The organism is Pseudomonas hormoni (assembly GCF_018502625.1).
GTDB classification, from domain to species: domain Bacteria; phylum Pseudomonadota; class Gammaproteobacteria; order Pseudomonadales; family Pseudomonadaceae; genus Aquipseudomonas; species Aquipseudomonas hormoni.
On the sequence record NZ_CP075566.1, the window covers coordinates 6,302,879 to 6,326,956 of the forward strand.

At 59.4% G+C, this 24,078-nt stretch carries 19 protein-coding genes and 2 tRNA genes; 17 read left to right on the forward strand and 4 right to left on the reverse strand.

Annotated elements, in window-relative coordinates; translation table 11 throughout:
* Positions 1-45 precede the first annotated feature (45 nt).
* From KJF94_RS29235 to KJF94_RS29280, 10 genes are all read left to right on the forward strand, one after another.
* Positions 46-1,425 (forward strand): N-acetylmuramoyl-L-alanine amidase, encoded by a 1,380-nt coding sequence (locus tag KJF94_RS29235; protein WP_375379882.1) that lies wholly within the window; start codon positions 46-48, stop codon positions 1,423-1,425.
* Positions 1,422-3,332: a DNA mismatch repair endonuclease MutL gene (mutL, locus tag KJF94_RS29240; protein WP_375379873.1), complete on the forward strand. Its 1,911-nt coding sequence runs from the start codon at positions 1,422-1,424 to the stop codon at positions 3,330-3,332. The genes KJF94_RS29235 and mutL overlap by 4 nt, the downstream gene beginning before the upstream one ends.
* Entirely contained in the window at positions 3,332-4,303 is a 972-nt protein-coding gene (miaA, locus tag KJF94_RS29245) for a tRNA (adenosine(37)-N6)-dimethylallyltransferase MiaA (protein WP_084319340.1), read from the forward strand. The genes mutL and miaA overlap by 1 nt, the downstream gene beginning before the upstream one ends.
* A 95-nt stretch (positions 4,304-4,398) precedes the next feature.
* Positions 4,399-4,659, forward strand: a complete 261-nt coding sequence (gene hfq / locus KJF94_RS29250; RefSeq protein ID WP_007902656.1) for an RNA chaperone Hfq — start codon at positions 4,399-4,401, stop codon at positions 4,657-4,659.
* A gap of 12 nt (positions 4,660-4,671) precedes the next feature.
* Complete coding sequence (gene hflX, locus KJF94_RS29255) at positions 4,672-5,973, forward strand: ribosome rescue GTPase HflX (protein WP_046056854.1); 1,302 nt, start codon at positions 4,672-4,674, stop codon at positions 5,971-5,973.
* Positions 5,974-6,069: 96 nt separating this feature from the next.
* On the forward strand, positions 6,070-7,239 hold the full coding sequence (hflK, locus tag KJF94_RS29260) for an FtsH protease activity modulator HflK (protein ID WP_084319336.1): 1,170 nt from the start codon (positions 6,070-6,072) through the stop codon (positions 7,237-7,239).
* Entirely contained in the window at positions 7,239-8,108 is an 870-nt protein-coding gene (gene hflC / locus KJF94_RS29265; RefSeq protein WP_059405812.1) for a protease modulator HflC, read from the forward strand. Before hflK ends, hflC begins: the two co-directional genes overlap by 1 nt.
* Positions 8,109-8,423: 315 nt before the next feature.
* Complete coding sequence (locus KJF94_RS29270; RefSeq protein WP_214380410.1) at positions 8,424-9,611, forward strand: ATP phosphoribosyltransferase regulatory subunit; 1,188 nt, start codon at positions 8,424-8,426, stop codon at positions 9,609-9,611.
* 55 nt (positions 9,612-9,666) lie between these two features.
* Entirely contained in the window at positions 9,667-10,956 is a 1,290-nt protein-coding gene (locus KJF94_RS29275) for an adenylosuccinate synthase (RefSeq protein ID WP_214380411.1), read from the forward strand.
* A gap of 150 nt (positions 10,957-11,106) precedes the next feature.
* Positions 11,107-13,041 carry a methyl-accepting chemotaxis protein gene (locus tag KJF94_RS29280; RefSeq protein ID WP_214380412.1) on the forward strand — a complete coding sequence of 645 codons (1,935 nt, stop codon included), beginning with the start codon at positions 11,107-11,109 and terminating at the stop codon, positions 13,039-13,041.
* 112 nt (positions 13,042-13,153) lie between these two features.
* Here the strand turns inward: KJF94_RS29280 and KJF94_RS29285 are convergent, their stop codons facing one another.
* The 4 genes from KJF94_RS29285 to KJF94_RS29300 form a co-directional block, all read right to left on the reverse strand.
* The gene (locus tag KJF94_RS29285) at positions 13,154-14,719 is read right to left on the reverse strand and encodes an ABC transporter permease (protein ID WP_214380413.1); all 1,566 of its coding nucleotides are present in this window, start codon (positions 14,717-14,719) and stop codon (positions 13,154-13,156) included.
* A complete protein-coding gene (locus tag KJF94_RS29290) occupies positions 14,719-15,729 on the reverse strand; it encodes an extracellular solute-binding protein (protein WP_214380414.1) in 1,011 nt (336 codons plus the stop codon). Before KJF94_RS29290 ends, KJF94_RS29285 begins: the two co-directional genes overlap by 1 nt.
* A 335-nt stretch (positions 15,730-16,064) precedes the next feature.
* Positions 16,065-16,151 (reverse strand) — tRNA-Leu (locus KJF94_RS29295).
* A gap of 166 nt (positions 16,152-16,317) precedes the next feature.
* Positions 16,318-16,404 (reverse strand) — tRNA-Leu (locus tag KJF94_RS29300).
* A 224-nt stretch (positions 16,405-16,628) separates the two neighbouring features.
* Between KJF94_RS29300 and rnr the strand changes: the two genes are divergently transcribed.
* From rnr to dnaB, 7 genes are all read left to right on the forward strand, one after another.
* A complete protein-coding gene (gene rnr / locus KJF94_RS29305; protein ID WP_431768149.1) occupies positions 16,629-19,319 on the forward strand; it encodes a ribonuclease R in 2,691 nt (896 codons plus the stop codon).
* Positions 19,255-20,022: a 23S rRNA (guanosine(2251)-2'-O)-methyltransferase RlmB gene (gene rlmB, locus KJF94_RS29310; RefSeq protein ID WP_214380415.1), complete on the forward strand. Its 768-nt coding sequence runs from the start codon at positions 19,255-19,257 to the stop codon at positions 20,020-20,022. The genes rnr and rlmB overlap by 65 nt, the downstream gene beginning before the upstream one ends.
* A 318-nt stretch (positions 20,023-20,340) precedes the next feature.
* Positions 20,341-20,763 (forward strand): 30S ribosomal protein S6, encoded by a 423-nt coding sequence (gene rpsF, locus KJF94_RS29315; protein ID WP_003217491.1) that lies wholly within the window; start codon positions 20,341-20,343, stop codon positions 20,761-20,763.
* A gap of 28 nt (positions 20,764-20,791) precedes the next feature.
* Positions 20,792-21,022 (forward strand): 30S ribosomal protein S18, encoded by a 231-nt coding sequence (gene rpsR / locus KJF94_RS29320; RefSeq protein WP_002551829.1) that lies wholly within the window; start codon positions 20,792-20,794, stop codon positions 21,020-21,022.
* Between the two features lie 36 nt (positions 21,023-21,058).
* The gene (locus KJF94_RS29325; RefSeq protein ID WP_214380416.1) at positions 21,059-21,952 is read left to right on the forward strand and encodes a YybS family protein; all 894 of its coding nucleotides are present in this window, start codon (positions 21,059-21,061) and stop codon (positions 21,950-21,952) included.
* A 19-nt stretch (positions 21,953-21,971) separates the two neighbouring features.
* Complete coding sequence (gene rplI, locus KJF94_RS29330) at positions 21,972-22,418, forward strand: 50S ribosomal protein L9 (protein ID WP_003197251.1); 447 nt, start codon at positions 21,972-21,974, stop codon at positions 22,416-22,418.
* 122 nt (positions 22,419-22,540) lie between these two features.
* Positions 22,541-23,935, forward strand: a complete 1,395-nt coding sequence (dnaB, locus tag KJF94_RS29335; protein ID WP_007947521.1) for a replicative DNA helicase — start codon at positions 22,541-22,543, stop codon at positions 23,933-23,935.
* Positions 23,936-24,078: the final 143 nt, after the last annotated feature.

A 24,078-nucleotide genomic window follows, 5' to 3' on the forward strand; every position in this document is an offset into this window, starting at 1 on the left:
ATGGGGTCAGGTATGCGCTTTCGCGCAATGGTAGCTGCCGTAGGGATGTTGTTTTTGGCGGTGACCGTCGACGCTGTGGCTGAAACAAAGGTCAACAGCGTTCGCCTGTGGCGGGCGCCGGACAACACACGGTTGGTGTTCGATCTGACCGGGCCGGTGCAGCACAGCGTGTTCACCCTGACATCCCCGGATCGACTGGTTATCGACATCAATGGCGCGTCCCTCGGGGCACCACTGAACGTCAATGCTTCGAATACGCCCATCACCGCCATGCGCTCGGCCCAACGCACGCCGACCGACTTGCGTGTGGTCATCGACCTGAAAAAAGCCGTCACGCCCAAAAGCTTCACCCTGGCGCCGAACGCCCAGTACGGCAATCGCCTGGTGGTCGATCTGTTCGATAACGCCGCCGACGCCGCGCCGATCCCGCCACCGACCAACGTCGCGACGGTTGCCCCGGTCCCGGTCACCCCGGTAGATCCACCGGTCAAGCTGCCGCCCGCTCCGGCCGGCAAGCGCGACATCATGGTGGTCATCGATGCCGGCCACGGCGGTGAAGACCCGGGCGCCTCTGGCTCTCGCGGTCAACGTGAAAAAGACGTGGTGCTGGCCATCGCCCGCGAATTACAGCGTCAGGTCAACGGCATGAAAGGCTTCCGCGCCGAACTGACCCGCACCGGCGACTACTTCATCCCGTTGCGCGGCCGTACCGAAATCGCCCGCAAGAAGGGCGCCGACCTCTTCGTCTCGATCCACGCCGACGCCGCGCCTTCGGCCGCTGCGTTCGGTGCGTCGGTGTTCGCCTTGTCTGATCGTGGCGCCACGTCTGAAACAGCCCGCTGGCTGGCCGACAGTGAAAACCGCTCCGACTTGATCGGCGGTGCCGGCAACGTCAGCCTCGACGACAAGGACCGCATGCTCGCAGGCGTTCTGCTCGACCTGTCGATGACCGCGTCCCTGACCTCCAGCCTGAACGTTGGCCAAAAAGTGCTGAGCAACATTGGTCGCGTGACGCCACTGCATAAACAGCGCGTGGAACAAGCCGGGTTCATGGTGTTGAAGTCCCCGGACATCCCGTCGATCCTGGTGGAAACCGGGTTCATCTCCAACGCCAACGAAGCGTCGAAACTCGCGGCGGCCAGTCACCAGCAAGCGCTGGCACGCTCGATCAGCAGCGGCGTACGTCAGTTCTTCCAGCAGAATCCACCGCCGGGCACTTACATTGCCTGGCTGCGTGATTCCGGCAAGATCGCCCAAGGTCCACGGGATCACCGGGTCAGCCCGGGCGAAACCCTGGCGATGATTGCCGTGCGTTATCAGGTGTCCCCGGCCACCTTGCGCAGTGCCAATAACCTGAAGAGTGACGAGCTGAAAATCGGTCAGACCCTGACCATTCCCGGCACTGAACTGGCGTCCAAAGAATGAATCAGGCCGTGATCAACAGCGCTCGCATCGAGCTGCTCAGCCCACGACTGGCGAACCAGATTGCCGCCGGTGAGGTGGTCGAGCGCCCGGCTTCGGTGATCAAGGAGTTGCTGGAAAACAGCCTCGACTCCGGCGCCAAGCGCATCGATGTCGACGTGGAGCAGGGCGGCGTCAAGCTGCTGCGGGTTCGCGACGATGGCAGCGGCATTTCTGCCGATGACCTGCCGCTGGCCCTGGCGCGACACGCCACCAGCAAGATCCGCAACCTGGAAGATCTCGAACAGGTCATGAGCCTCGGGTTTCGCGGGGAAGCGCTCGCCTCGATCAGCTCTGTGGCGCGCCTGACCCTGACCTCCCGCACCCGCGATGCCGACCAGGCCTGGCAGGTTGAAACCGAAGGCCGAGACATGGCGCCCCGCGTGCAACCGGCCGCTCATCCGGTGGGCACTTCGGTGGAAGTGCGCGACCTGTTTTTCAACACCCCGGCGCGGCGCAAATTCCTCAAGACCGAAAAAACCGAATTCGATCACCTGCAAGAAGTGATCAAGCGTCTGGCCCTGGCGCGCTTCGATGTGGCGTTCCATTTGCGCCATAACGGCAAAACCATCCTCAGCCTGCACGAGGCCCGCGATGATGCGGCCCGCGCCCGGCGTGTGGCGGCGATTTGCGGCTCGGGGTTCCTCGAACAGGCGCTGCCGATCGAAATCGAGCGCAATGGCCTGCATTTGTGGGGTTGGGTTGGCTTGCCGACGTTCAACCGCAGCCAGGCGGACTTGCAGTATTTCTTCGTCAACGGCCGTGCCGTGCGCGACAAACTGGTGGCTCACGCGGTGCGCCAGGCGTATCGCGACGTGCTGTTCAACGGCCGCCATCCGACGTTTGTGCTGTTTTTCGAAGTCGATCCTGCGGGCGTCGACGTCAACGTGCACCCGACCAAGCACGAAGTACGCTTCCGTGACGGACGCATGGTTCACGACTTCCTCTACGGCACCCTGCACCGCGCTTTGGGCGATGTGCGGCCGGAAGATCATCTGGCGGCGCCGGTGGCGACGGCCATTGTTCGACCGACCGGCATCGATGCGGGTGAATTCGGTCCCCAAGGCGAAATGCGCCTCGCGGCCAATGCGCTGCTGGAGCAGCCTCAGGCACAACCGTCGTTCAACACCGCTGCGGGTTCCGGCGCTGGCGCCGGTTATCAGTATCAATACACGCCGCGTCCTCAGTCGGGTGTGCCTGCAGCTGAAGCCCAGGCGGCGTATCGTGAATTTTTTGCGCCGTTGCCAGAAGCCAACGCTATCGCGCTTCCGGCCGGTCAGGACGATATTCCGCCGCTGGGTTATGCATTGGCGCAGCTCAAAGGCATCTACATTCTTTCGGAAAACGCCCAGGGCCTGGTGCTGGTGGACATGCACGCCGCTCACGAGCGGATCATGTACGAACGCCTGAAAGTCGCCATGGCCAGCGAAGGCTTGAGTGGCCAGCCGCTGTTGGTGCCGGAATCTTTGGCCGTGAGCGAGCGCGAAGGTGATTGCGCCGAAGAAAACGTCGCGTGGTTCCAGCGTCTGGGCTTTGAATTGCAGCGTCTGGGCCCGGAAACGCTGGCCATCCGGCAGATCCCAGCCTTGCTCAAGCAGGCGGAAGCCAATCGACTGGTGAGCGACGTGTTGTCGGATTTAATGGAATACGGCACCAGCGACCGGATTCAGGCGCACCTGAACGAATTGCTTGGCACCATGGCCTGCCACGGTGCGATTCGGGCGAATCGGCGTCTGGCCCTGCCGGAAATGAACGGTCTGCTGCGTGATATGGAAAACACCGAACGCAGCGGTCAATGCAACCATGGCCGACCGACCTGGACCCAATTGGGTCTGGACGATCTGGACAAACTGTTCCTGCGCGGTCGTTGATGAGCCAGCTCCCTCCTGCGATTTTCCTGATGGGCCCGACCGCAGCGGGCAAGACCGACCTGGCCATCGAGCTCACCAAAGTCCTGCCTTGCGAGTTGATCAGTGTCGATTCGGCGCTGGTTTATCGCGGCATGGACATCGGCACCGCCAAGCCTTCGAAAGAGATTTTGGCCGAGTTCCCTCACCGTTTGATTGATATTCTTGATCCGGCGGAGAGCTATTCCGCTGCGGATTTTCGCCGTGACGCCCTCGAGGCCATGGCCGACATCACCGCACGCGGCAAAATTCCGCTGCTGGTGGGCGGCACAATGCTCTATTACAAGGCTTTGGTTGAAGGTCTGGCGGATATGCCCGCCGCCGATCCTGAAGTCCGCGCGCAAATCGAAGAAGAAGCCGCACGCCTTGGCTGGCAAGCCCTGCACGACCAATTGGCGATCATCGACCCGCAATCCGCCGCGCGTATTCACCCGAACGATCCCCAGCGCCTCAGTCGAGCGCTGGAAGTTTATCGAGTCAGCGGTCAGAGCATGACCGAGCTGCGACAGCGACAAAGTGCGCAAAGTACTGAAGCAGCCGCTTCGGGACTGCAACAATTGCCCTATACTGTCGCGAACTTGGCCATTGCTCCGGCAAATCGCCAGGTACTGCACGAGCGAATTAAACAAAGATTCACGTTAATGTTGGAACAGGGATTCATTGACGAGGTCGTAGCCCTGCGTGAGCGAAGTGACCTGCATTCAGGGTTGCCGTCTATACGTGCGGTAGGCTACCGACAAGTCTGGGACTACCTGGATGGCAAGCTGACACAAGCCGAGATGCAGGAGCGTGGAATCATTGCCACGCGCCAATTGGCAAAACGTCAGTTCACCTGGCTGCGCAGTTGGGCTGATTTACACTGGTTGGACAGCCTGGATTGCGACAATCTGCCGCGCGCCTTGAAATACCTGGGGACCATCTCCATATTGAGCTGAGTCCTTGCAATTGCCGTCTATCCTTGGGGGTGTGACGGCCACAAGCCATCTGTTTACCTATTTTTTTATATTGAATCCTTAAAGGAGTGCGGCACATGTCAAAAGGGCATTCGCTACAAGACCCTTACTTGAATACTTTACGTAAAGAGAAAGTTGGGGTGTCCATCTACCTGGTCAACGGGATCAAACTGCAAGGCACGATCGAGTCTTTCGACCAGTTCGTTATCCTGCTGAAGAACACCGTCAGTCAGATGGTTTACAAACACGCTATCTCTACAGTGGTGCCGGTTCGTCCAATTCGTCTGCCTAGCGCAACCGAATCCGAGGCAGGCGACGCTGAGCCAGGTAACGCCTGATAGGAGTCTCCTTTGTTCTTTGAGCGCCACGGTGGTGGTGAGCGAGTAATCCTCGTTCACTTGGATGGACAGGACCCTGAGGCGCGCGAAGATCCGCAGGAGTTTCAGGAATTGGCTAATTCGGCCGGCGCCGAGACCGTTGCGTTTTTTAACGTGCCGCGTCATCGGCCAACCGCCAAATTCCTGATCGGTAGCGGCAAGGTCGAGGAGCTACGCGACCTGGTCCATGCCGAGAAGGCAGATCTGGTGATCTTCAACCACATCCTCACGCCCAGTCAGGAACGTAACCTCGAACGTGTTTTCGAGTGTCGCGTGATCGACCGCACCGGTCTGATTCTCGATATATTCGCCCAGCGCGCCCGTACCCATGAAGGCAAGCTCCAGGTAGAACTGGCCCAGCTTGACCACATGAGCACCCGGCTGGTTCGTGGCTGGACTCACCTTGAGCGTCAAGGTGGCGGTATCGGCATGCGTGGCCCGGGTGAAACCCAACTGGAAACCGACCGCCGCTTGCTTCGGGTTCGCCTGCGACAGATCAAAGGCCGGCTTGAAAAAGTGCGTAGCCAGCGCGAACAGTCGCGACGTGGTCGTACGCGTGCGGATATCCCTACCGTGTCTTTGGTGGGGTATACCAACGCCGGTAAATCCACGCTCTTCAATAACGTGACGAAATCCGACGTGTACGCGGCTGACCAGTTGTTTGCCACGCTGGACCCGACCTTGCGCCGTCTGGAACTGGACGACCTGGGGCCGATTGTCCTGGCTGACACGGTGGGTTTCATTCGCCACTTGCCCCACAAGCTGGTCGAGGCATTTCGGTCTACCCTCGAAGAGTCGAGCAACTCGGACCTGCTGTTGCACGTGATCGATGCGGCCGAACCGGATCGCATGTTGCAGATCGAGCAGGTGATGGTGGTGCTGGGCGAGATTGGCGCCCAGGACTTGCCGATCCTCGAGGTCTATAACAAACTCGATTTGCTTGAAGGCGTTGAGCCACAAATCCAGCGCGACGAAAACGGCAAGCCTCAACGGGTCTGGCTGTCGGCGCGTGATGGCAGTGGTCTGGAATTGCTTGAGCAAGCCATTGCCGAGTTGCTGGGCAGTGAGTTGTTTATCGGTACCTTGCGCTTGCCGCAACGATTCGCTCGACTGCGTGCGCAGTTCTTCGAACTCGGAGCGGTGCAGAAAGAAGAACACGACGAAGAAGGTGTCAGCTTGCTGGCCGTTCGATTGCCGCGCTCGGAGCTCAATCGACTGGTCAGCCGTGAAGGCGTTGTGCCGACAGAGTTCATCGAGCAACACACTTTGCAATAAAAGCCTGAGAAAGCGGTTGTGCCGCGGTGACAGGCATTCTGTAGCATTGGTCGGCGCGCCGTGGGTGCGTCTTTGCTTTATCAGATGGAGAGCGCTATGGCTTGGAATGAGCCGGGTGGCAACTCGAATAATCAGGATCCTTGGGGTGGCAAGCGCCGCAATAACGGCGACCGCAAGGGGCCACCGGATCTCGACGAGGCCTTCCGAAAGCTGCAGGAAAGCCTGAACGGGTTGTTCGGTGGTGGTAAGAAACGCGGTGATGACGGCGGTGGTTCGGGCAAGAGTGGCGGCTTCGGCGGCCTGCTCGGCATCGGCCTTGTCGTATTGGCGGCCGTTTGGCTGTACAGCGCGGTCTACGTCGTCGACGAGCAGGAGCAAGCCGTGGTGCTGCGCTTCGGCAAGTACTACGAAACCGTCGGCCCGGGCCTGAACATCTATTTCCCGCCGCTCGATCGCAAGTACCTGGAAAACGTCACGCGTGAGCGTGCCTATACCAAGCAGGGTCAAATGCTGACTGAAGACGAAAACATCGTCGAAGTGCCGCTGACCGTGCAGTACAAGATCAGCAACCTGCAGGACTTCGTGCTGAGCGTTGATCAGCCCGAAATCAGCCTGCAGCACGCGACCGAAAGTGCCTTGCGCCATGTGGTGGGCTCCACCGCGATGGATCAGGTACTGACTGAAGGTCGTGAATTGATGGCCAGCGAGATCAAGGAGCGTCTGCAACGCTTCATGGATACCTATCGCACCGGTATCACTGTCACGCAGGTCAACGTACAGAGCGCAGCGGCACCGCGTGAAGTGCAGGAAGCCTTCGATGACGTGATCCGCGCCCGTGAAGACGAGCAGCGTTCGCGCAACCAGGCTGAAACCTATGCCAACGGCGTCGTGCCGGAAGCCCGTGGTCAGGCCCAGCGCATCATCGAAGATGCCAATGGTTACCGTGACGAAACCGTCTCGCGCGCCAAGGGTGAGGCCGATCGCTTCACCAAACTGGTCGCCGAGTACCGCAAGGCACCTGAAGTCACCCGCCAGCGTCTGTACCTGGACACCATGCAGGAAGTCTTCAGCAGTACCAGCAAGGTTCTCGTGACCGGCAACAAGAATGGCCAGAGCAATCTGCTGTACTTGCCGCTGGACAAGATGGTCGAAAGTGGCCGCAACACCAGCACAGCAGTGACTGGCGCGGCAGCCACCGGCAATGAAGCGAATGTGCGTGCAGCCGATCTGCAGCAACAGCAAGCACGTACCAGGGAGAGTCGCTGATGAGCAATAAATCGCTGATCGCCCTTATTGTCGGCGTCGTCGTGGCGATCGCAGCCTGGAACTGCTTCTACATCGTGGCTCAGACCGAGCGTGCGGTGTTGCTGCAGTTCGGTCGCGTGGTTCAGGCCGATGTTCAACCGGGCCTGCATGTGAAAGTGCCTTACGTTAACCAGGTGCGCAAATTCGACGCACGCCTGATGACGCTGGATGCACCGACACAACGCTTCCTGACGCTGGAAAAGAAAGCCGTCATGGTCGATGCCTACGCCAAATGGCGCGTGAAAGATGCCGAGCGCTTCTACACCGCGACCTCCGGCCTCAAGCAGATTGCTGACGAACGTCTTTCCCGTCGTCTGGAATCGGGCCTGCGTGACCAGTTTGGCAAGCGCACGCTGCACGAAGTGGTGTCCGGTGAGCGCGATGCGTTGATGACCGATATCACGGCGTCACTGAACAAGATGGCGGAAAAAGAGCTGGGCATCGAAGTTGTCGATGTTCGGGTCAAGGCCATCGATCTGCCGAAAGAAGTGAACCGCAGCGTTTTCGAGCGCATGAGTTCCGAGCGTGAGCGTGAAGCTCGCGAGCACCGCGCCAAGGGTAACGAGCTGGCGGAAGGCATTCGTGCCGACGCCGATCGTCAACGCCGCGTGTTGCTGGCCGAAGCCTATCGTGAATCCGAAGAGGTTCGCGGTGATGGTGATGCCCAGGCCGCTGCGATCTACTCCAAGGCCTACGGCCAGGATCAGGAGTTCTACGGTTTCTACCGTAGCCTGCGCGCCTACCGTGAAAGTTTCGCGAACAAATCCGACGTCATGGTCCTCGACCCAAGCAGCGACTTCTTCCGTTACCTGGAAAAAGCCAAGCCTTGATACGACGTTGACCTGAATCATCCCCCGCCTGGCGGCTAAAGCCTCGGGCGGGGTGATCCTTTGGGAAAACGTGTGTATGATGCGGCAGCCGGGAAATCCCCGGCTTTTTTGCGTCTGCACGTTTGATTGCTGTTGTTTATGCAGGCGCCCGAGCTGAATGACTCGACAGGTTTTTCGAGGAAAGTGATTGGCGAAGCTTATTTTCAGGCTTTTCGCCGCGTTGTTTATGCGTGGCTTGTAACAAAGCCGATCATTTTCTGCTTCACTCAAGGCTCGCCCATAGGCTGGCCGCCCGGACCATAGGGGAATGGCGTAATGGCAACGGTAGACCGCTGGCTGCTGCCAGATGGCATCGAAGAAGTACTGCCGCCGGAAGCGGCGCGCATTGAAGTTGCGCGTCGTCAGGTGTTGGATCTGTTCCAGAGCTGGGGTTACGAGTTTGTCGTGACTCCCCATATCGAGTACCTGGAATCCCTGCTGACCGGCGCCGGCCAGGACCTCGATCTGCGTACCTTCAAGGTCATCGACCCGCAATCGGGCCGGCAGATGGGTTTCCGTGCCGACATCACGCCGCAAGTGGCGCGCATCGATGCGCACACCCTGCGTCGCGAAGGTCCGAGCCGTCTGTGCTATGCCGGCAGCGTGCTGCACGCTCAGCCACGCGCCTTGTCGTCCTCGCGCAGCCCGATTCAACTGGGCGCCGAGTTGTACGGCGATGCCAGTCCGAGCAGCGACGTGGAAGTGATCAGCCTGATGCTGGCCATGCTGCAACTGGCCGATGTGCCGGATGTGCACATGGACCTCGGTCATGTCGGCATCTACCGTGGCCTGGCCCGCGCGGCCGGGTTGTCCGGTGAAGTTGAACAACAGTTGTTCGATGCGTTGCAACGCAAGGCCATCGACGAGGTCATTACCTTGACCGAAAGCTTGCCTGCCGATCTGTCGGGCATGCTGCGGGCGTTGGTTGACCTGTGTGGCGGCCGTGAAGTGCTGGAGGCTGCGCGCGTACGTCTGGCCAATGCGCCGGCACCTGTGTTGGCAGCGCTGGACGATTTGCTGGCGATTGCCGAGCGTCTGTCCACGCGTTTCCCGGAACTGCCGCTGTACTTCGATCTGGGTGAGTTGCGCGGCTACCACTACCACACCGGTGTGGTGTTCGCGGTGTTCGTGCCGGGCGTTGGCCAGTCGATTGCTCAGGGCGGTCGCTACGACGACATCGGCGCCGACTTCGGTCGCGCCCGTCCGGCAACCGGCTTCTCTACCGATTTGAAAACCCTGGTGACCCTGGGGCGTGCTGAAATCGAGCTACCGTCTGGCGGTATCTGGATGCCTGACAGTACGGATGCGGCACTCTGGCAGCAGGTTTGCCAGTTGCGCAGTGAGGGTCAGCGTGTCGTTCAGGCCTTGCCTGGACAACCTTTGGCCGCCGCCCGTGAAGCGGACTGCGACCGGCAATTGATTCAGCAGAACGGGCTGTGGCAAGTATCGCCACTGGCTTCTTGAGTTTTCCTGTCGGCCCGTGGCCGACACCAAGTTTGCGCGAATGAGGACAAGTGTTATGGGTAAGAATGTCGTAGTCCTGGGCACCCAATGGGGTGATGAGGGCAAAGGCAAGATCGTTGATCTGCTGACCGAACATGCTGCCGCCGTAGTGCGCTACCAGGGTGGCCACAACGCAGGCCACACCCTGGTGATCGACGGCGAGAAAACCGTCTTGCACCTGATCCCGTCGGGCGTGCTGCGCGAAGGCGTGCAGTGCCTGATCGGCAACGGCGTGGTGGTTGCACCGGACGCTCTGCTGCGGGAAATCATCAAGCTGGAAGAGAAAGGCGTACCAGTGCGTGAGCGCCTGCGTATCAGCCCGTCCTGCCCGCTGATCCTGTCCTTCCACGTTGCGCTGGACCAGGCCCGTGAAAAGGCCCGTGGCGAGCTGAAGATCGGTACTACCGGTCGCGGCATCGGCCCGGCCTACGAAGACAAGGTCGCGCGTCGTGGCCTGCGTGTTGGCGACCTGCTCAACATGCCGCGCTTTGAAGACAAGCTGCGTGAACTGGTGGATTACCACAACTTCATGCTGGTGGGTTACTACAAAGAGCCAGCCATCGAATTCGAAAAGACCCTGGCTGAGTGCAAAGAATACGCTGAGCTGCTCAAGCCGCTGATGCTGGACGTGACGGCCGAGCTGCACGACCTGCGTCGCGCAGGCAAAGACATCATGTTCGAAGGCGCCCAAGGTTCGTTGCTGGACATCGACCACGGTACCTATCCGTACGTGACCAGCTCTAACACCACCGCTGGCGGCGTTGCTACCGGTTCGGGTGTTGGTCCGATGTTCCTGGACTACATCCTGGGCATCACCAAGGCTTACACCACGCGTGTCGGTTCGGGTCCATTCCCGACTGAACTGTTTGACGAAGTCGGTGCGCACCTGGCCAAACAAGGTCACGAGTTCGGCGCGACTACCGGCCGTGCCCGTCGTTGTGGCTGGTTCGACGCTGTTATCCTGCGTCGCGCTATCGATGTGAACAGCATCTCGGGCATCTGCCTGACCAAGCTGGACGTGCTCGACGGTCTGGAAACCATCAACATCTGCGTCGGCTACAAAGATGCAGAAGGTAAAGATGTTGCCCCGACTGACGCTGACAGCTACGTGGGTCTGCAGCCTGTGTACGAAGAAGTGCCGGGCTGGACCGAGTCGACCGTGGGTGCCAAAACCCTGGAAGAGCTGCCAGCCAACGCACGTGCCTACATCAAGCGTGTTGAAGAACTGATCGGTGCGCCGATCGACATTATTTCGACGGGCCCGGACCGCAACGAAACTATCGTTCTGCGTCATCCGTTCGCTTAATAAGTCGTTGATGTAAAACACAAAGGCCCCTTAATCGGGGCCTTTGTCGTTTATGCCTGTTGGACGGCATGACCTTTGCTGTGATCTTCATTAAGAGCATGTCTTCTGGCGTGCCATCAATTTAATGGCGTTAAAGCAGAGGGATATCAAGTGTCGGCGGTTCTCTCATTGTTACAAAGCCGTCTATTGCGGCCCGTGTTCGTTACCCTTGGTATCGCCCTTTTGGTGCAGGTGCTGGTGGCTGTTGCCCTGACTCGGAGCACAGTGACTGCACTGGAAGCCGATCTGGGTGTGCGCCTAGGTGCCGACAGTCAAAAACTTTCCGGCGAGCTGGAGCAGGCGGGACGTGAAGTCACGTCGAGCCTCGACAACCTCTCCTCCAGTACGCGTCAGCGTCTCACGGCTGGTTTGTCCTCGCGACTGGAGGAAGAACAGGCCCAGCTGCGTGCGACACTGGAAAAGGACCTGAAGGACTCCGCCAATGATATGGCGCAGCTTCTCGCTTCGGTCGCGCCCCGCGCCATGTGGGACAGCGACGTTCCTACCCTGTCCGAATTTGCCCGCCGGGCCCAGCGCAATCCCAACGTGCTGTTCGTGGTGTATGACGACGCAACGGGTCAGCACCTGACGCGCTACCTCAACCGCGAAAACCCGATCAACAAGGCCCTTCTGGAGAAAGGCCAGGGCGAGCGCGCGCTGGATAAAGTGCTGGATGCGGCGAAGAACGATCCTTCGGTCTACTACCTCGAAGCCTCGATCAACCCTAATGGCGTGGAAATCGGCAAGGTTTTGATGGGCGTTTCCACCGCCTCGGTGGAAACCGATCTGGCAGCGCTGGACAAGCGCTTCTCGGCACTGATCGCCAGCAGTGATCAACTGGTCGGTGACAGCCTCAAAGGCGCGGCAGCTGACAGCGCCACCGCGATGCGGGCGCGTCTGACCTCTGCTCAGTCCACCGCCTCTGAAATGAAAGCCAACACCACCAGCACCGTGCAAGAAGCCGCGGCGACCTTGCGCTGGCGCATCGGAATGGGCCTGGCGTTGGTCGGTTGCGGCGTGTTGCTGTTGCTGGCCGTGGTCTTGGGTCGTCGTGTGGTCAACCGCTTGAAGATGCTGATTGCCGCGATGGATGACTTGGCGGCAGGCGAGGGTGACCTTACCAAGCGCGTGCAGATCAACAGCAAGGATGAAATCGGCGACATGGCCTCGGCGGTCAATCGCTTTGTGGATAAGTTGCAGCCAATCGTGCGTGAAGCAGGCGATGTGGCCCAGCGCACGGGCGTTGAAATCGGTGCCATGACCCTGCGTAACGCCGGTGCCGATGCGGCAGCGGGCATGCAGCGTGACGAGGTTGCCGAGAGCCTGCGCGCATTGTCGCAAATGGCTGATGAAGCGCAATCTGAAAGTCACGCAATGCAGGCGGCCTTGCAGCAGGTGGTGGACATCCGTTCGGCCACCGATGAAAACACCCGGACCTCGGCGAAAGTCGGCAGCCTGATCGAAGCGTTGGCCGGGCAGGTCGATACCGGTGCGAAAGTCATTGAGCGACTGGCGCAGCAGAGTGAACAGATTGAGGTGGTGTTGACCGTGATTCACGGGATCGCCGAGCAGACCAACCTGCTGGCGCTGAACGCGGCCATTGAAGCGGCGCGTGCCGGCGAGACCGGCCGCGGGTTTGCCGTGGTGGCGGACGAGGTGCGAGCGCTGGCGAGCAAGACCCAGAGTTCCACGGGCGACATTCAGGCGCACATCGTGGCCTTGCAGCAAGGTGCGCGTGAGGCGGTAGCGGCGATTGGACAGGCCGGGCGTCAGGCCAGCGAAGGTCTGCTGGTATTGCGCGACAGTGCGCGGTTGCAGCAATCGGTGCAGGTGTCAGTCGAGCAGGTGCATGCGGCGATTGGTCTGGCGACGCAGGCAGCAGCGCATCAGGCTCAGGGCGCGCAGGCGGTGCGGGGTCGGGTTGAAACCATCCATGCACAGGCTGAGAAAGCGGCTCAGGCGGTGGTGGAAACCACGGCCAGCGGCAAAGTGCTGGATGGCCTGGCGGCGCAGTTGAAGGCGAGCCTGGGGCAGTTCAGGGCTTAGGATTTGTATTGGCGGGTCTGACGCCTTCGCGGGCAAGCCTCGCTCCTACAGGGGATTACGCACTTCCTGTAGGAGCGAGCGGTGCGACGATTCGACTTGCCCGCGAAGCTTTTCAGCGGCTCAAATACATCCGTGTTGTTAACAGGTAAACAGGCAATCCCGACACCAAAATCAACAACGCCGCATAAGGCGCCGCCGCCGCAAACTCCACATTCGCCGTATGCGCCCAAACTTCCGTCGCCAACGTATTCAGTCCGGTCGGACTCAGCAGCAGCGTCGCCGTCAGCTCCTTCATCGCATCCAGAAACACCAGCGCAAACGCCGCGCCTAGCGCCGGAAAAATAATCGGCAATGTCACCCGACAAAACGCACTGAAGGACGACGCCCCCAGCGTACGGGCCGCCTCTTCCAGCTGCGGCGCAGCCTTGTTCAATGCCGTACGAATCGGCGACTGAGCCAGCGGCAGAAACAGCAGCGCATAAGCGATCAGCAACAACGCCGATGTCTGGTACAGCATCGGCACGTAATGCAGCGCGAAATACACCAGCGTCAGCGCAATCACCAATCCTGGTAGCGCATGCAACAGATACGGCAGGCGCTCGGCCCAGATCGCCAATTGGCCTTTGTAGCGCACCACCAGCAAACCCACCGGCACGGCCAGCACCAGGCACAGCGCCGCACCGCCCAGCGACAACGCCAGAGATGAAAGCAACGCTTCGCTGATCGCCGCCACCGGGAACGCCGCCGACGAGCCGACCGCCAGCCAGTACGCCAGCATCCCGAGGGGAATGCCGCTGCCGATGATCGCCAGTGCCAGGCAGTAAACTTGTCCGGCGACAGCCCAAGGCCCTAATCGAACCTGTTCCGCTTGCCGTGCGGCGCCTTGTCCGGTGCGCACGTGCCGACCTTTGCCGCGTACTCTCAGCTCCAGCCACAGCAGCATCAGGCAAAGCGCCAGAAGCACTGCCGAAAGCATCGCCGCGTTGGCGTTGCTGAATTCCAGTTCGAACTGCTGATAGATCGCCGTGGTGAACGTCTGTAAGCCGATAATCGACAGCGCGCCGAATTCCACGAGCATGTGCAGTGCAATCAGCAGCGAGCCGGCGAGCAGCGACGGCCAGAGCAGCGGCAGCGTAATTCTGAAAAACACGCCCCAGCGATTTTGCCCAAGCGTCCGTGCGGATTCTTCGAGAGAAGGGTCAAGATTGCGCAGCGTCGCCGCAACCGGCAGAAAAATCAGCGGATACTTGGACAGGGTCATCACCAGAATCGCCCCGCCCAAGCCTTCGAAATGAGCGCTCAACGAAACCCAGGTGAAGCTGCTGACAAAGGCCGGCACCGCGAACGGCAAACACAGGATCACGCCCCACAAACGCCGTCCCGGCAAGTTGCTGCGTTCAAGCAGCCAGGCCAGCGAGAGGCCGATCACGCCACAGGAGACTGTCACACCGACCATCAACTCCAGCGTATTGCGCAGCAGACCGAACACATAAGGCCGCCACAACAGGTGTAGCGCTTCAGCCCAGCCCGCTTGCCAGGTTTTGAGCCCGACATACAGCAGCGGCAACAAGCTGAGCACCACCAGCAGCAAAACCGGCAGCAGCAGCCAGATCGACGGTCGCTTGCGCCGTGGCACATAACCCCCGCGCAAGGCGGGGGCAGAAAACGATGCGCTCATCAGTTCAAGCCAACGTCACGTTCCAGGTCCAGGGCTTCTTCGGCGTTGCCGAGGTCGGCTGGTGTGACTTTCGGCGCTTGCAGTTCGCTGAACGGCTTGAGGCCGCGATCCGATTGCATACCTTTGTGCAGCGGGTATTCGGCGGTGGTCTGGGTGATCACGCGCTGACCTTCTTCGCTGGCCATGTAGGCGAGGAATTGCTGGGCTTCTTTTGGATGTTTGCTGGATTTCAGTACGGCAGCGCTGGAAACGGTGATCAGCCCGCCGACGTCACCGCCGGTGAAGTAGTGCAGTTTCGAATCGAGCTGGCCTTTTTCACGCTGCAAGGCGAACCAGTAATAGTTGTTCACCAGCACGGTGGCGACTTCGCCGTTTTCCACGGCTTTGAGCGCAACCATGTTGTTGCTGTAAGTCTTGCCGAACGCGCGAAGGCCGGTCAGCCATTCTTCGGCTGCGTCCATGCCGTGCACCTTGATGATCGCCACGGCTTGTTCCTGGAACGCGCCGCTGGTGGGCACGAAACCGACCTTGCCTTGCCATTTCGGGTTGGAAAATTCCATCACCGATTTCGGCAGGTCTTTTTCATCAATCAGTTTGGGATTGAATGCGACAACGCGGACTCGCGCAGTAATCCCGATCCAGGTGCCATTGCCGGCGACGTAGTCTTTTGGCAAAACGGCAAGGGTGGCAGCATCGGTTTGTGCCAGCAGGCCTTGTTCGCCAAGCTTGTTCAATGGTGGCGATTCTTCGGTGTAGATCACGTCGGCGGGGGAGCGATCGCCTTCTTCGACGACCTGGCTGGCAAGCTGGTTGCTGCTGCCTTTGCGCACATTGACGTGGATGCCGGTCTTGGCTTCAAAGGCTTTGGCGACCGCGTCGCCGACTTCCTTGTGTTGACCGTTGTAGAGTGTCAGGGAAACTGAATCAGCAGCCTGGGTGAGGGGGGTAGCGAGTGCCAGGCCGAGCAGGGTGAAGGTCAGGCCGCGGCGCAGGGTATTTCGAAACATCATTCGCAGGGTTCCTCACTGTCGCATTGCAAAAACTTGCAACAATGATAAACGATATTGTTTCTCAAGTGCGCCTTGCGGGGCTGGAAGGGCTTTGCTAGACGGCCTGCCGCAGATTTCTGTGGCGAGGGAGCTTGCTCCCGCTCGGCTGCGAAGCAGTCGTTGATCCTGAGAGCACGGTGTAAATATTGACATGGGTGGGGAGCGCTTCGCACTCCAGCGGGAGCAAGCTCCCTCGCCACAAAAGGCAGCATCGATATATTTTCAAACGCCAGAAACGCAAAAACCCGCTTTAGCGGGTTTTTGTGAAATTCCAGAGAAAGCTCTGAAATTTGAATTGGTGCCCAGAAGAAGACTCGAACTTCCACGACCTTGCGGTCACCAGCACCTGAAGCTGGCGTGTCTACCAATTTCACCATCTGGGCATAATCTTCAGCGTTGCCGCTGTTGATGTGGCGCACTATACGGAGAGCGTTTTGATCTGTAAACCCCTGATTTGGTTTTAATAAATCGGAACCTTAGAATGCAAAAAACCCGCTTTCGCGGGTTTTTGTGCGAGCCTTGAAATTGATCTAATCTCAAGCTCGAAATTGGTGCCCAGAAGAAGACTCGAACTTCCACGACCTTGCGGTCACCAGCACCTGAAGCTGGCGTGTCTACCAATTTCACCATCTGGGCAGTATCGGCAACGTCTCCGTCGTCGATGGCGCGCACTATACGGAGCGTCTTTTTAACTGTAAACCCCCGACATCAAAAAAACCTGAAAAATATTACCAGTGGCATTCAAGTAAGCTTTTCGGTGTCGATAAAGGGCTTTAGATGGGCTCTCATAGCTTGAAATTTCCCGTTTCATTACGCCTATGCCAAACTAACCCGCATATAGACAAGGTGAAAACTCTCTAATGGCCGATTGGCAGTCCCTCGATCCCGAGGCCGCTCGTGAAGCGGAAAAATACGAAAACCCTATTCCTAGCCGCGAACTGATCCTTCAGCACCTTGCTGATCGGGGTTCGCCTGCTAACCGCGAGCAACTGGTCGAAGAGTTTGGTCTGACCACAGAAGACCAGATCGAAGCCCTGCGCCGCCGCCTGCGCGCCATGGAGCGCGATGCTCAGCTTATTTACACCCGTCGCGGCACGTATGCGCCGGTGGACAAGCTCGACCTGATCCTGGGTCGCATCAGCGGTCACCGTGACGGCTTCGGTTTCCTGGTCCCGGACGACGGCAGTGACGATCTGTTCATGAGCCCGGCGCAAATGCGTCTGGTGTTCGATGGCGACCGTGCCCTGGCGCGTGTTTCCGGTCTGGACCGTCGCGGTCGCCGTGAAGGCATGATCGTCGAAGTGGTAACCCGTGCTCACGAGACCATCGTAGGTCGTTACTTCGAAGAGGGCGGTATCGGCTTCGTGGTGGCGGACAATCCAAAGATCCAGCAGGAAGTGCTGGTCACGCCGGGTCGCAATGCCAACGCCAAGATCGGTCAGTTCGTCGAAGTGAAGATCACTCACTGGCCGACGCCACGCTTCCAGCCGCAAGGCGACGTGGTTGAAGTCGTGGGCAATTACATGGCGCCGGGCATGGAAATCGATGTCGCCCTGCGCACTTACGATATTCCGCACGTCTGGCCTGAAGCGGTCTTGAAAGAAGCCGCCAAGCTCAAGCCTGAAGTTGAAGAGAAAGACAAAGAGAAGCGCATCGACCTGCGTCATCTGCCGTTCGTGACCATCGACGGTGAAGATGCGCGCGACTTCGATGACGCGGTCTACTGCGAAGCCAAACCGGGCAAGCTGCGCCTGTTCTCCGGTGGCTGGAAGTTGTACGTGGCGATTGCCGACGTCTCCAGCTACGTGAAGATCGGTTCGGCGCTGGACAACGAATCCCAGGTTCGCGGCAACTCCGTTTACTTCCCGGAGCGCGTAGTGCCGATGCTGCCCGAGCAGCTGTCCAACGGCCTGTGCTCGCTGAACCCGCACGTCGATCGCCTGGCCATGGTCTGCGAAATGACCATCTCCAAATCCGGCGAGATGACCGACTACTGCTTCTACGAAGCGGTGATTCACTCCCATGCCCGCCTGACCTACAACAAGGTCAGCGCGATGCTGGAAACGCCGAAACTCACCGAGGCGCGTCAGCTTCGTGGCGAGTACAACGACGTTCTGCCGCATCTGAAGCAGCTTTACGCACTGTACAAAGTGCTGCTGGCCGCTCGTCACGTGCGTGGCGCGATCGATTTCGAAACGCAGGAAACCCGGATCATCTTCGGGACCGAGCGCAAGATTGCCGAAATCCGTCCGACCGTTCGTAACGACGCGCACAAGCTGATCGAGGAATGCATGCTGGCGGCCAACGTGGCCACCGCCGAATTCCTGAAAAAGCACGAAATTCCTGCGCTGTATCGCGTCCACGATGGTCCGCCACCGGAGCGTCTGGAAAAACTGCGCGCGTTCCTCGGTGAGCTCGGCCTGTCCCTGCACAAAGGCAAGGATGGCCCGTCGCCGAAGGATTACCAGGCCTTGCTGGCGAGCATCAAGGACCGTCCGGATTTCCATCTGATCCAGACCGTGATGCTGCGTTCGTTGAGTCAGGCGGTGTACAGCGCTGATAACCAGGGCCACTTCGGCCTGAATTACGAAGCCTATACCCACTTCACCTCGCCGATCCGCCGCTACCCGGACTTGCTCACGCACCGGGCGATCCGCAGCGTCATCCATTCGAAAATGGACACCCCGCACGTTCGCCGTGCCGGCGCGATGACCATTCCGAAAGCGCGCATCTATCCGTACGACGAAGCGACCCTGGAGCAGCTCGGCGAGCAATGCTCGATGAGCGAACGCCGTGCCGACGAAGCGACCCGCGACGTGGTGAACTGGCTCAAGTGCGAGTTCATGAAAGACCGCGTGGGCGAGTCGTTCCCGGGTGTGATCACTGCCGTGACCGGTTTTGGCCTGTTCGTCGAACTGACCGACATCTACGTCGAAGGCCTGGTGCACGTCACCGCGCTGCCGGGCGATTACTACCACTTCGACCCTGTGCATCACCGCCTCGCCGGTGAGCGCACTGGCCGCAGCTTCCGCCTTGGCGACACCGTTGAAGTGCGCGTGATGCGCGTCGACCTCGATGAGCGCAAGATCGACTTCGAGATGGCTGAAAAAACCATCAGCGCGCCGATCGGCCGCAAGAAGCGCGGGACTGAAAAAACTGAGCCCGCCGCTAAGACAACGGCGAAAACCGCAGCAGAGCCGGCGCCTGCGAAAACCGGTCGTCGTCCTGCCAAGGAAAAGGCGGTCGAAGCGTATCGCCCGAGCGACGCTGCGGCGAAAAACGCTGAGCTGCGCAAAAGCCGTGAACTGAAGCAGGCGTTGCTGTCTGAAGCGAAAAGCGGTGGTAAAGCGGCGTCTGGGGGAAAGACCGGACGGTCGGCGCCTGACAAGGCTCCCGGCAGCAAGCCGAGCAAACACCGTAAAGGCCCGCCAAAGCGGGCTCGGCCCCAGCCAAAAGCGGCGGGGCGCGTAAACCTAAGGCCAAGTCATGAGTCAGTTGGAAAAAATCTACGGCGTGCATGCGGTCGAAGCATTGCTGCGTCACCACCCTAAACGCGTCAAGCAGATCTGGCTGGCTGAAGGCCGCAGCGAGCCGCGTGTACAGGCGCTGATCGCACTGGCGAGCGAAAATCGCGTGCCCGTCGGCAACGCCGAGCGTCGTGAACTCGACGCCTGGGTTGATGGCGTGCACCAAGGCGTTGTGGCGGACGTGAGTCCGAGCCAGGTCTGGGGCGAGGCCATGCTCGACGAGCTGCTCGATCGCTCCGAAGGCGCACCGCTGCTGCTGGTGCTCGACGGCGTGACCGATCCGCACAACCTTGGCGCTTGCCTGCGTTCGGCCGATGCGGCCGGCGCGTTGGCGGTGATCGTTCCGAAAGACAAGTCAGCCACGCTGACCCCGACGGTACGAAAAGTCGCCTGTGGCGCGGCGGAAGTGATTCCGCTGGTCGCCGTGACCAACCTGGCGCGCACTCTGGAAAAACTCAAGCAGCGCGGCTTGTGGGTCGTCGGTACGGCGGGCGAAGCCGAGCAGAGCCTGTATCAGCAAGACATGACCGGCCCGACCATCCTGATCATGGGTGCGGAAGGCAGCGGCATGCGTCGCCTGACTCGCGATCTTTGCGACTACCTGGTGCACCTGCCGATGACTGGCAGCGTCAGCAGTCTCAACGTTTCCGTGGCGACCGGTGTTTGCCTGTTCGAGGCTCAGCGCCAGCGCAGCGTCAAAGCTGCCGGATCTGCCAAAAAGTCATAAGTTGTACACGATCCAAATGTGGGAGCGGGCTTGCTCGCGAAAGCGGTGTGTCATTCAGCAAAAATGTTGAATGTCAGACGCGATTCGCGAGCAAGCCCGCTCCCACATTGGTTCTGTGCCAATGCAAAGATTGGTGGTGTGAACGAACTGTTCAAATAATCACCAATTGCCTTGCACCTCTTCTGTCCCTTCTCTACAATTGCGCCCCTTGCTGTGACGGCAGGCACGCATGTGTCTATCGCAAGCAAGTCCATAAGTGTCATTCACTCCTTGTCTGACCGCTTTTGAGCGGCAGGCTACAACCCGTAAGGAGCATTCATGCGTCATTACGAAATCATCTTTTTGGTCCACCCGGATCAAAGCGAGCAAGTCGGCGGCATGGTTGAGCGTTACACCAAGCTGATCGAAGAAGACGGCGGCAAAATCCACCGTCTGGAAGATTGGGGCCGTCGTCAACTGGCCTACGCAATCAACAATGTTCACAAGGCTCACTACGTGATGCTGAACGTTGAGTGCACTGGCAAGGCCCTGGCCGAGCTGGAAGACAACTTCCGCTACAACGATGCAGTGATCCGTAACCTGGTCATCCGTCGCGAAGAAGCCGTTACCGGCCAATCCGAGATGCTCAAGGCTGAAGAAAACCGCAGTGAGCGCCGTGAGCGTCGCGACCGTCCTGAGCACGAAGGCGCCGAAAGCGCTGATAGTGATGACAGCGACAACAGCGATAACGCTGACGAGTAATCCACGGACCTTTTGAGGAGCCTATTACATGGCACGTTTCTTCCGTCGTCGTAAATTCTGCCGCTTCACCGCTGAAGACGTGAAAGAGATCGATTACAAAGATCTCAACACTCTGAAAGCTTACGTATCCGAGACCGGCAAAATCGTTCCAAGCCGCATCACCGGTACCAAAGCACGTTATCAGCGTCAGCTGGCCACCGCTATCAAGCGCGCCCGCTTCCTGGCCCTGCTGGCCTACACCGACAGCCACGGCCGCTGAGACCGGGCAGTCGACACGTAGCAAAGGATTGAAAGCATGCGTGCCTTAGCTGAGTTCATCATGCGCGGCCGTATGCAGGCCACTCTCGTAGTGGCCGGATGCGCAACATTGCCGTTGTTGTATTGGTTGGGTGCTGCCGCCGGATGCCTTGTGCTCCTGCGGCGCGGATTGAAGGACGCCCTTGGCGTACTTGCTCTGGGACTGCTGCCGGCGTTGATCTGGTGGCTTTACTCCGACGACCCACGGGCACTTCTGGTGCTGCTGGGGTCTTCGAGCCTTGCGTTGGTTTTGCGCGCAAGCGAGTCCTGGAACCGCGTGCTGCTGGTCAGCATAGCGATGGGAGTGGTGTTTGCAGTGGTGCTGGGGACAGTTTTTGCTCCCCAAATCGAGATGCTGGCGCAGGCCTTGATAAAGGTCATGCCGTCGCTACTCGGTGATGTCTACCAGAAGTTGTCGGTAGACGAGCAAGCGCATTTTGCGTCCCTGATTGCACCAGTCCTGACCGGCCTGATTGCGGCCTTGTTGCAAATCGTCAGTGTGCTGAGCCTGATTGTCGGGCGCTACTGGCAGGCGTTGTTGTACAACCCGGGTGGTTTTGGTCGCGAGTTTCGCGCCATCCGCTTCCCGCTGGGGCTGGCGATGTTACTGCTGGCGTTCATGCTTCTGGGGCCGAACATCGGTCCACAGATGGCCATGTTGACGCCGTTGTGCAGTGTACCGCTGGTGTTCGCCGGGCTGGCCCTGATTCACGGGCTGGTGGCGCAAAAGCGACTGGCCAGATTCTGGCTGGTGGGGTTGTACGTCACGCTGTTGCTGTTCATGCAGCTGATCTATCCGTTGCTGGTGGTCTTGGCCATCGTCGACAGCCTGATTGATTTTCGCGGTCGTTCGACGCCGAAAGACGTCGATAGCGCGAACGGTGAAGGTTAAAAGTTAAGAGGATTTTCACATGCAACTGATCCTTCTGGAAAAAGTCACCAACCTGGGCAACCTGGGTGACAAAGTGAACGTTAAGGCTGGTTACGGTCGTAACTACCTGCTGCCTTACGGCAAAGCTACCGCTGCGACCGCTGCCAACCTGGCCGCGTTCGAAGAGCGTCGCGCTGAGCTGGAAAAAGCCGCAGCAGACCGTAAAACTTCGGCTGAAAGCCGTGCCGCCCAACTGGCTGAGCTGGAAGTGACTATCACTGCCACTGCCGGTGACGAAGGCAAGCTGTTCGGTTCGATCGGTACTCACGACATCGCTGATGCACTGACCGCCTCTGGCGTTGAAGTTGCAAAAAGCGAAGTTCGTCTGCCGAACGGCACCATCCGCAACGTAGGCGAATTCGACGTAGCCGTGCACCTGCACGCCGAAGTTGAAGCCACCGTACGCGTTGTCGTGGTAGCAGCTTAAGCAACACTTGATCGGCTGGCGGCTTGTCCGTCAGACGGTTAACATCGGGCACGATCCTGTTTACAGGTCGTGCCCTTTGTCTTTCTGAACCCCCCTGCTTTTCTTAAATAAACCTAGTGGCCATGAACGATATTTCCGCTCCCGAGCAATACGATCTGCAAACCGCTTCCCTGAAGGTGCCTCCGCATTCCATCGAGGCCGAACAGGCTGTGCTCGGTGGTCTGATGCTGGACAACAACGCCTGGGAACGCGTGCTCGATCAAGTCTCCGACGGCGATTTCTATCGGCATGACCACCGCCTGATCTTCCGCGCGATCGCCAAGCTCGCCGACCAGAACTCCCCGATCGACGTCGTGACCCTTGCCGAGCAATTGGACAAGGAAGGTCAGACCTCGCAGGTCGGTGGTCTCGGTTACCTCGGCGAGTTGGCGAAAAACACACCGTCCGTCGCCAACATCAAGGCCTATGCGCAGATCGTCCGCGCGCGGGCAACCTTGCGGCAATTGATCGGCATCGCTACCGAGATTGCCGACAGCGCCTTCAACCCGGAAGGCCGCACCGCTGAAGAGATTCTCGACGAAGCCGAGCGGCAGATCTTCCAGATCGCCGAGGCCCGGCCGAAAACCGGTGGCCCGGTGAGCGTGAATGACCTGCTGACCAAGGCCATCGACCGCATCGACACCTTGTTCAACACCGACAACGCCATCACTGGCTTGTCGACCGGTTACACCGACCTCGACGAGAAGACCAGCGGCTTGCAACCGTCCGACCTGATCATCGTCGCCGGCCGTCCATCGATGGGTAAAACCACCTTTGCGATGAACCTGGTGGAAAACGCCGTGTTGCGCAGCGACAAGTGCGTGCTGGTGTACTCGCTTGAGATGCCAGGCGAATCGCTGATCATGCGTATGTTGTCGTCCCTCGGCCGTATCGACCAGACCAAGGTCCGTGCCGGTCGCCTGGATGACGACGATTGGCCGCGCCTGACGTCGGCGGTCAACCTGCTGAACGATCGCAAGTTGTTCATCGACGATACGGCGGGTATCAGCCCTTCGGAAATGCGCGCGCGGACCCGGCGTCTGGTGCGAGAGCACGGCGACGTCGCCCTGATCATGATCGACTACCTGCAATTGATGCAGATTCCAGGTTCCGGTGGTGACAACCGGACCAACGAGATTTCCGAGATCTCCCGTTCCTTGAAGGCCCTGGCCAAGGAATTCAATTGCCCGGTGGTGGCGTTGTCACAGCTCAACCGCTCTCTTGAGCAGCGACCGAACAAGCGTCCAATCAACTCCGACCTCCGGGAATCCGGAGCGATCGAGCAGGATGCCGACGTCATCATGTTCGTGTACCGGGATGAGGTTTATCACCCGGAAACCGAGCACAAAGGCATCGCCGAGATCATTATCGGCAAGCAGCGGAACGGCCCGATCGGTACGTCGCGACTGGCGTTCATCGGCAAGTACACCCGCTTCGAAAACCTGGCGCCGGGTAGCTACAACTTCGACGACGAATAACCCAGAAGAAACCTGTGGCGAGGGAGCTTGCTCCCGCTCGACTGCGCAGCAGGCGCAAAGCCAGAACAGACGGTCTATCTGGAAATATCCGGTCGCTGGTTTTGGGGCTACTTCGCAGCCCAGCGGGAGCAAGCTCCCTCGCC

Coding starts and splice junctions, on each gene's coding strand:
- KJF94_RS29235 (WP_375379882.1), top strand. CDS start 46: ATGTTGTTTTTGGCGGTGACCGTCGACGCTGTGGCTGAAACAAAGGTC.
- mutL (WP_375379873.1), top strand. CDS start 1,422: ATGAATCAGGCCGTGATCAACAGCGCTCGCATCGAGCTGCTCAGCCCA.
- miaA (WP_084319340.1), top strand. CDS start 3,332: ATGAGCCAGCTCCCTCCTGCGATTTTCCTGATGGGCCCGACCGCAGCG.
- hfq (WP_007902656.1), top strand. CDS start 4,399: ATGTCAAAAGGGCATTCGCTACAAGACCCTTACTTGAATACTTTACGT.
- hflK (WP_084319336.1), top strand. CDS start 6,070: ATGGCTTGGAATGAGCCGGGTGGCAACTCGAATAATCAGGATCCTTGG.
- hflC (WP_059405812.1), top strand. CDS start 7,239: ATGAGCAATAAATCGCTGATCGCCCTTATTGTCGGCGTCGTCGTGGCG.
- KJF94_RS29270 (WP_214380410.1), top strand. CDS start 8,424: ATGGCAACGGTAGACCGCTGGCTGCTGCCAGATGGCATCGAAGAAGTA.
- KJF94_RS29275 (WP_214380411.1), top strand. CDS start 9,667: ATGGGTAAGAATGTCGTAGTCCTGGGCACCCAATGGGGTGATGAGGGC.
- KJF94_RS29285 (WP_214380413.1), bottom strand. CDS start 14,719: ATGAGCGCATCGTTTTCTGCCCCCGCCTTGCGCGGGGGTTATGTGCCA.
- KJF94_RS29290 (WP_214380414.1), bottom strand. CDS start 15,729: ATGATGTTTCGAAATACCCTGCGCCGCGGCCTGACCTTCACCCTGCTC.
- rnr (WP_431768149.1), top strand. CDS start 16,629: ATGGCCGATTGGCAGTCCCTCGATCCCGAGGCCGCTCGTGAAGCGGAA.
- rlmB (WP_214380415.1), top strand. CDS start 19,255: ATGAGTCAGTTGGAAAAAATCTACGGCGTGCATGCGGTCGAAGCATTG.
- rpsF (WP_003217491.1), top strand. CDS start 20,341: ATGCGTCATTACGAAATCATCTTTTTGGTCCACCCGGATCAAAGCGAG.
- rpsR (WP_002551829.1), top strand. CDS start 20,792: ATGGCACGTTTCTTCCGTCGTCGTAAATTCTGCCGCTTCACCGCTGAA.
- KJF94_RS29325 (WP_214380416.1), top strand. CDS start 21,059: ATGCGTGCCTTAGCTGAGTTCATCATGCGCGGCCGTATGCAGGCCACT.
- rplI (WP_003197251.1), top strand. CDS start 21,972: ATGCAACTGATCCTTCTGGAAAAAGTCACCAACCTGGGCAACCTGGGT.
- dnaB (WP_007947521.1), top strand. CDS start 22,541: ATGAACGATATTTCCGCTCCCGAGCAATACGATCTGCAAACCGCTTCC.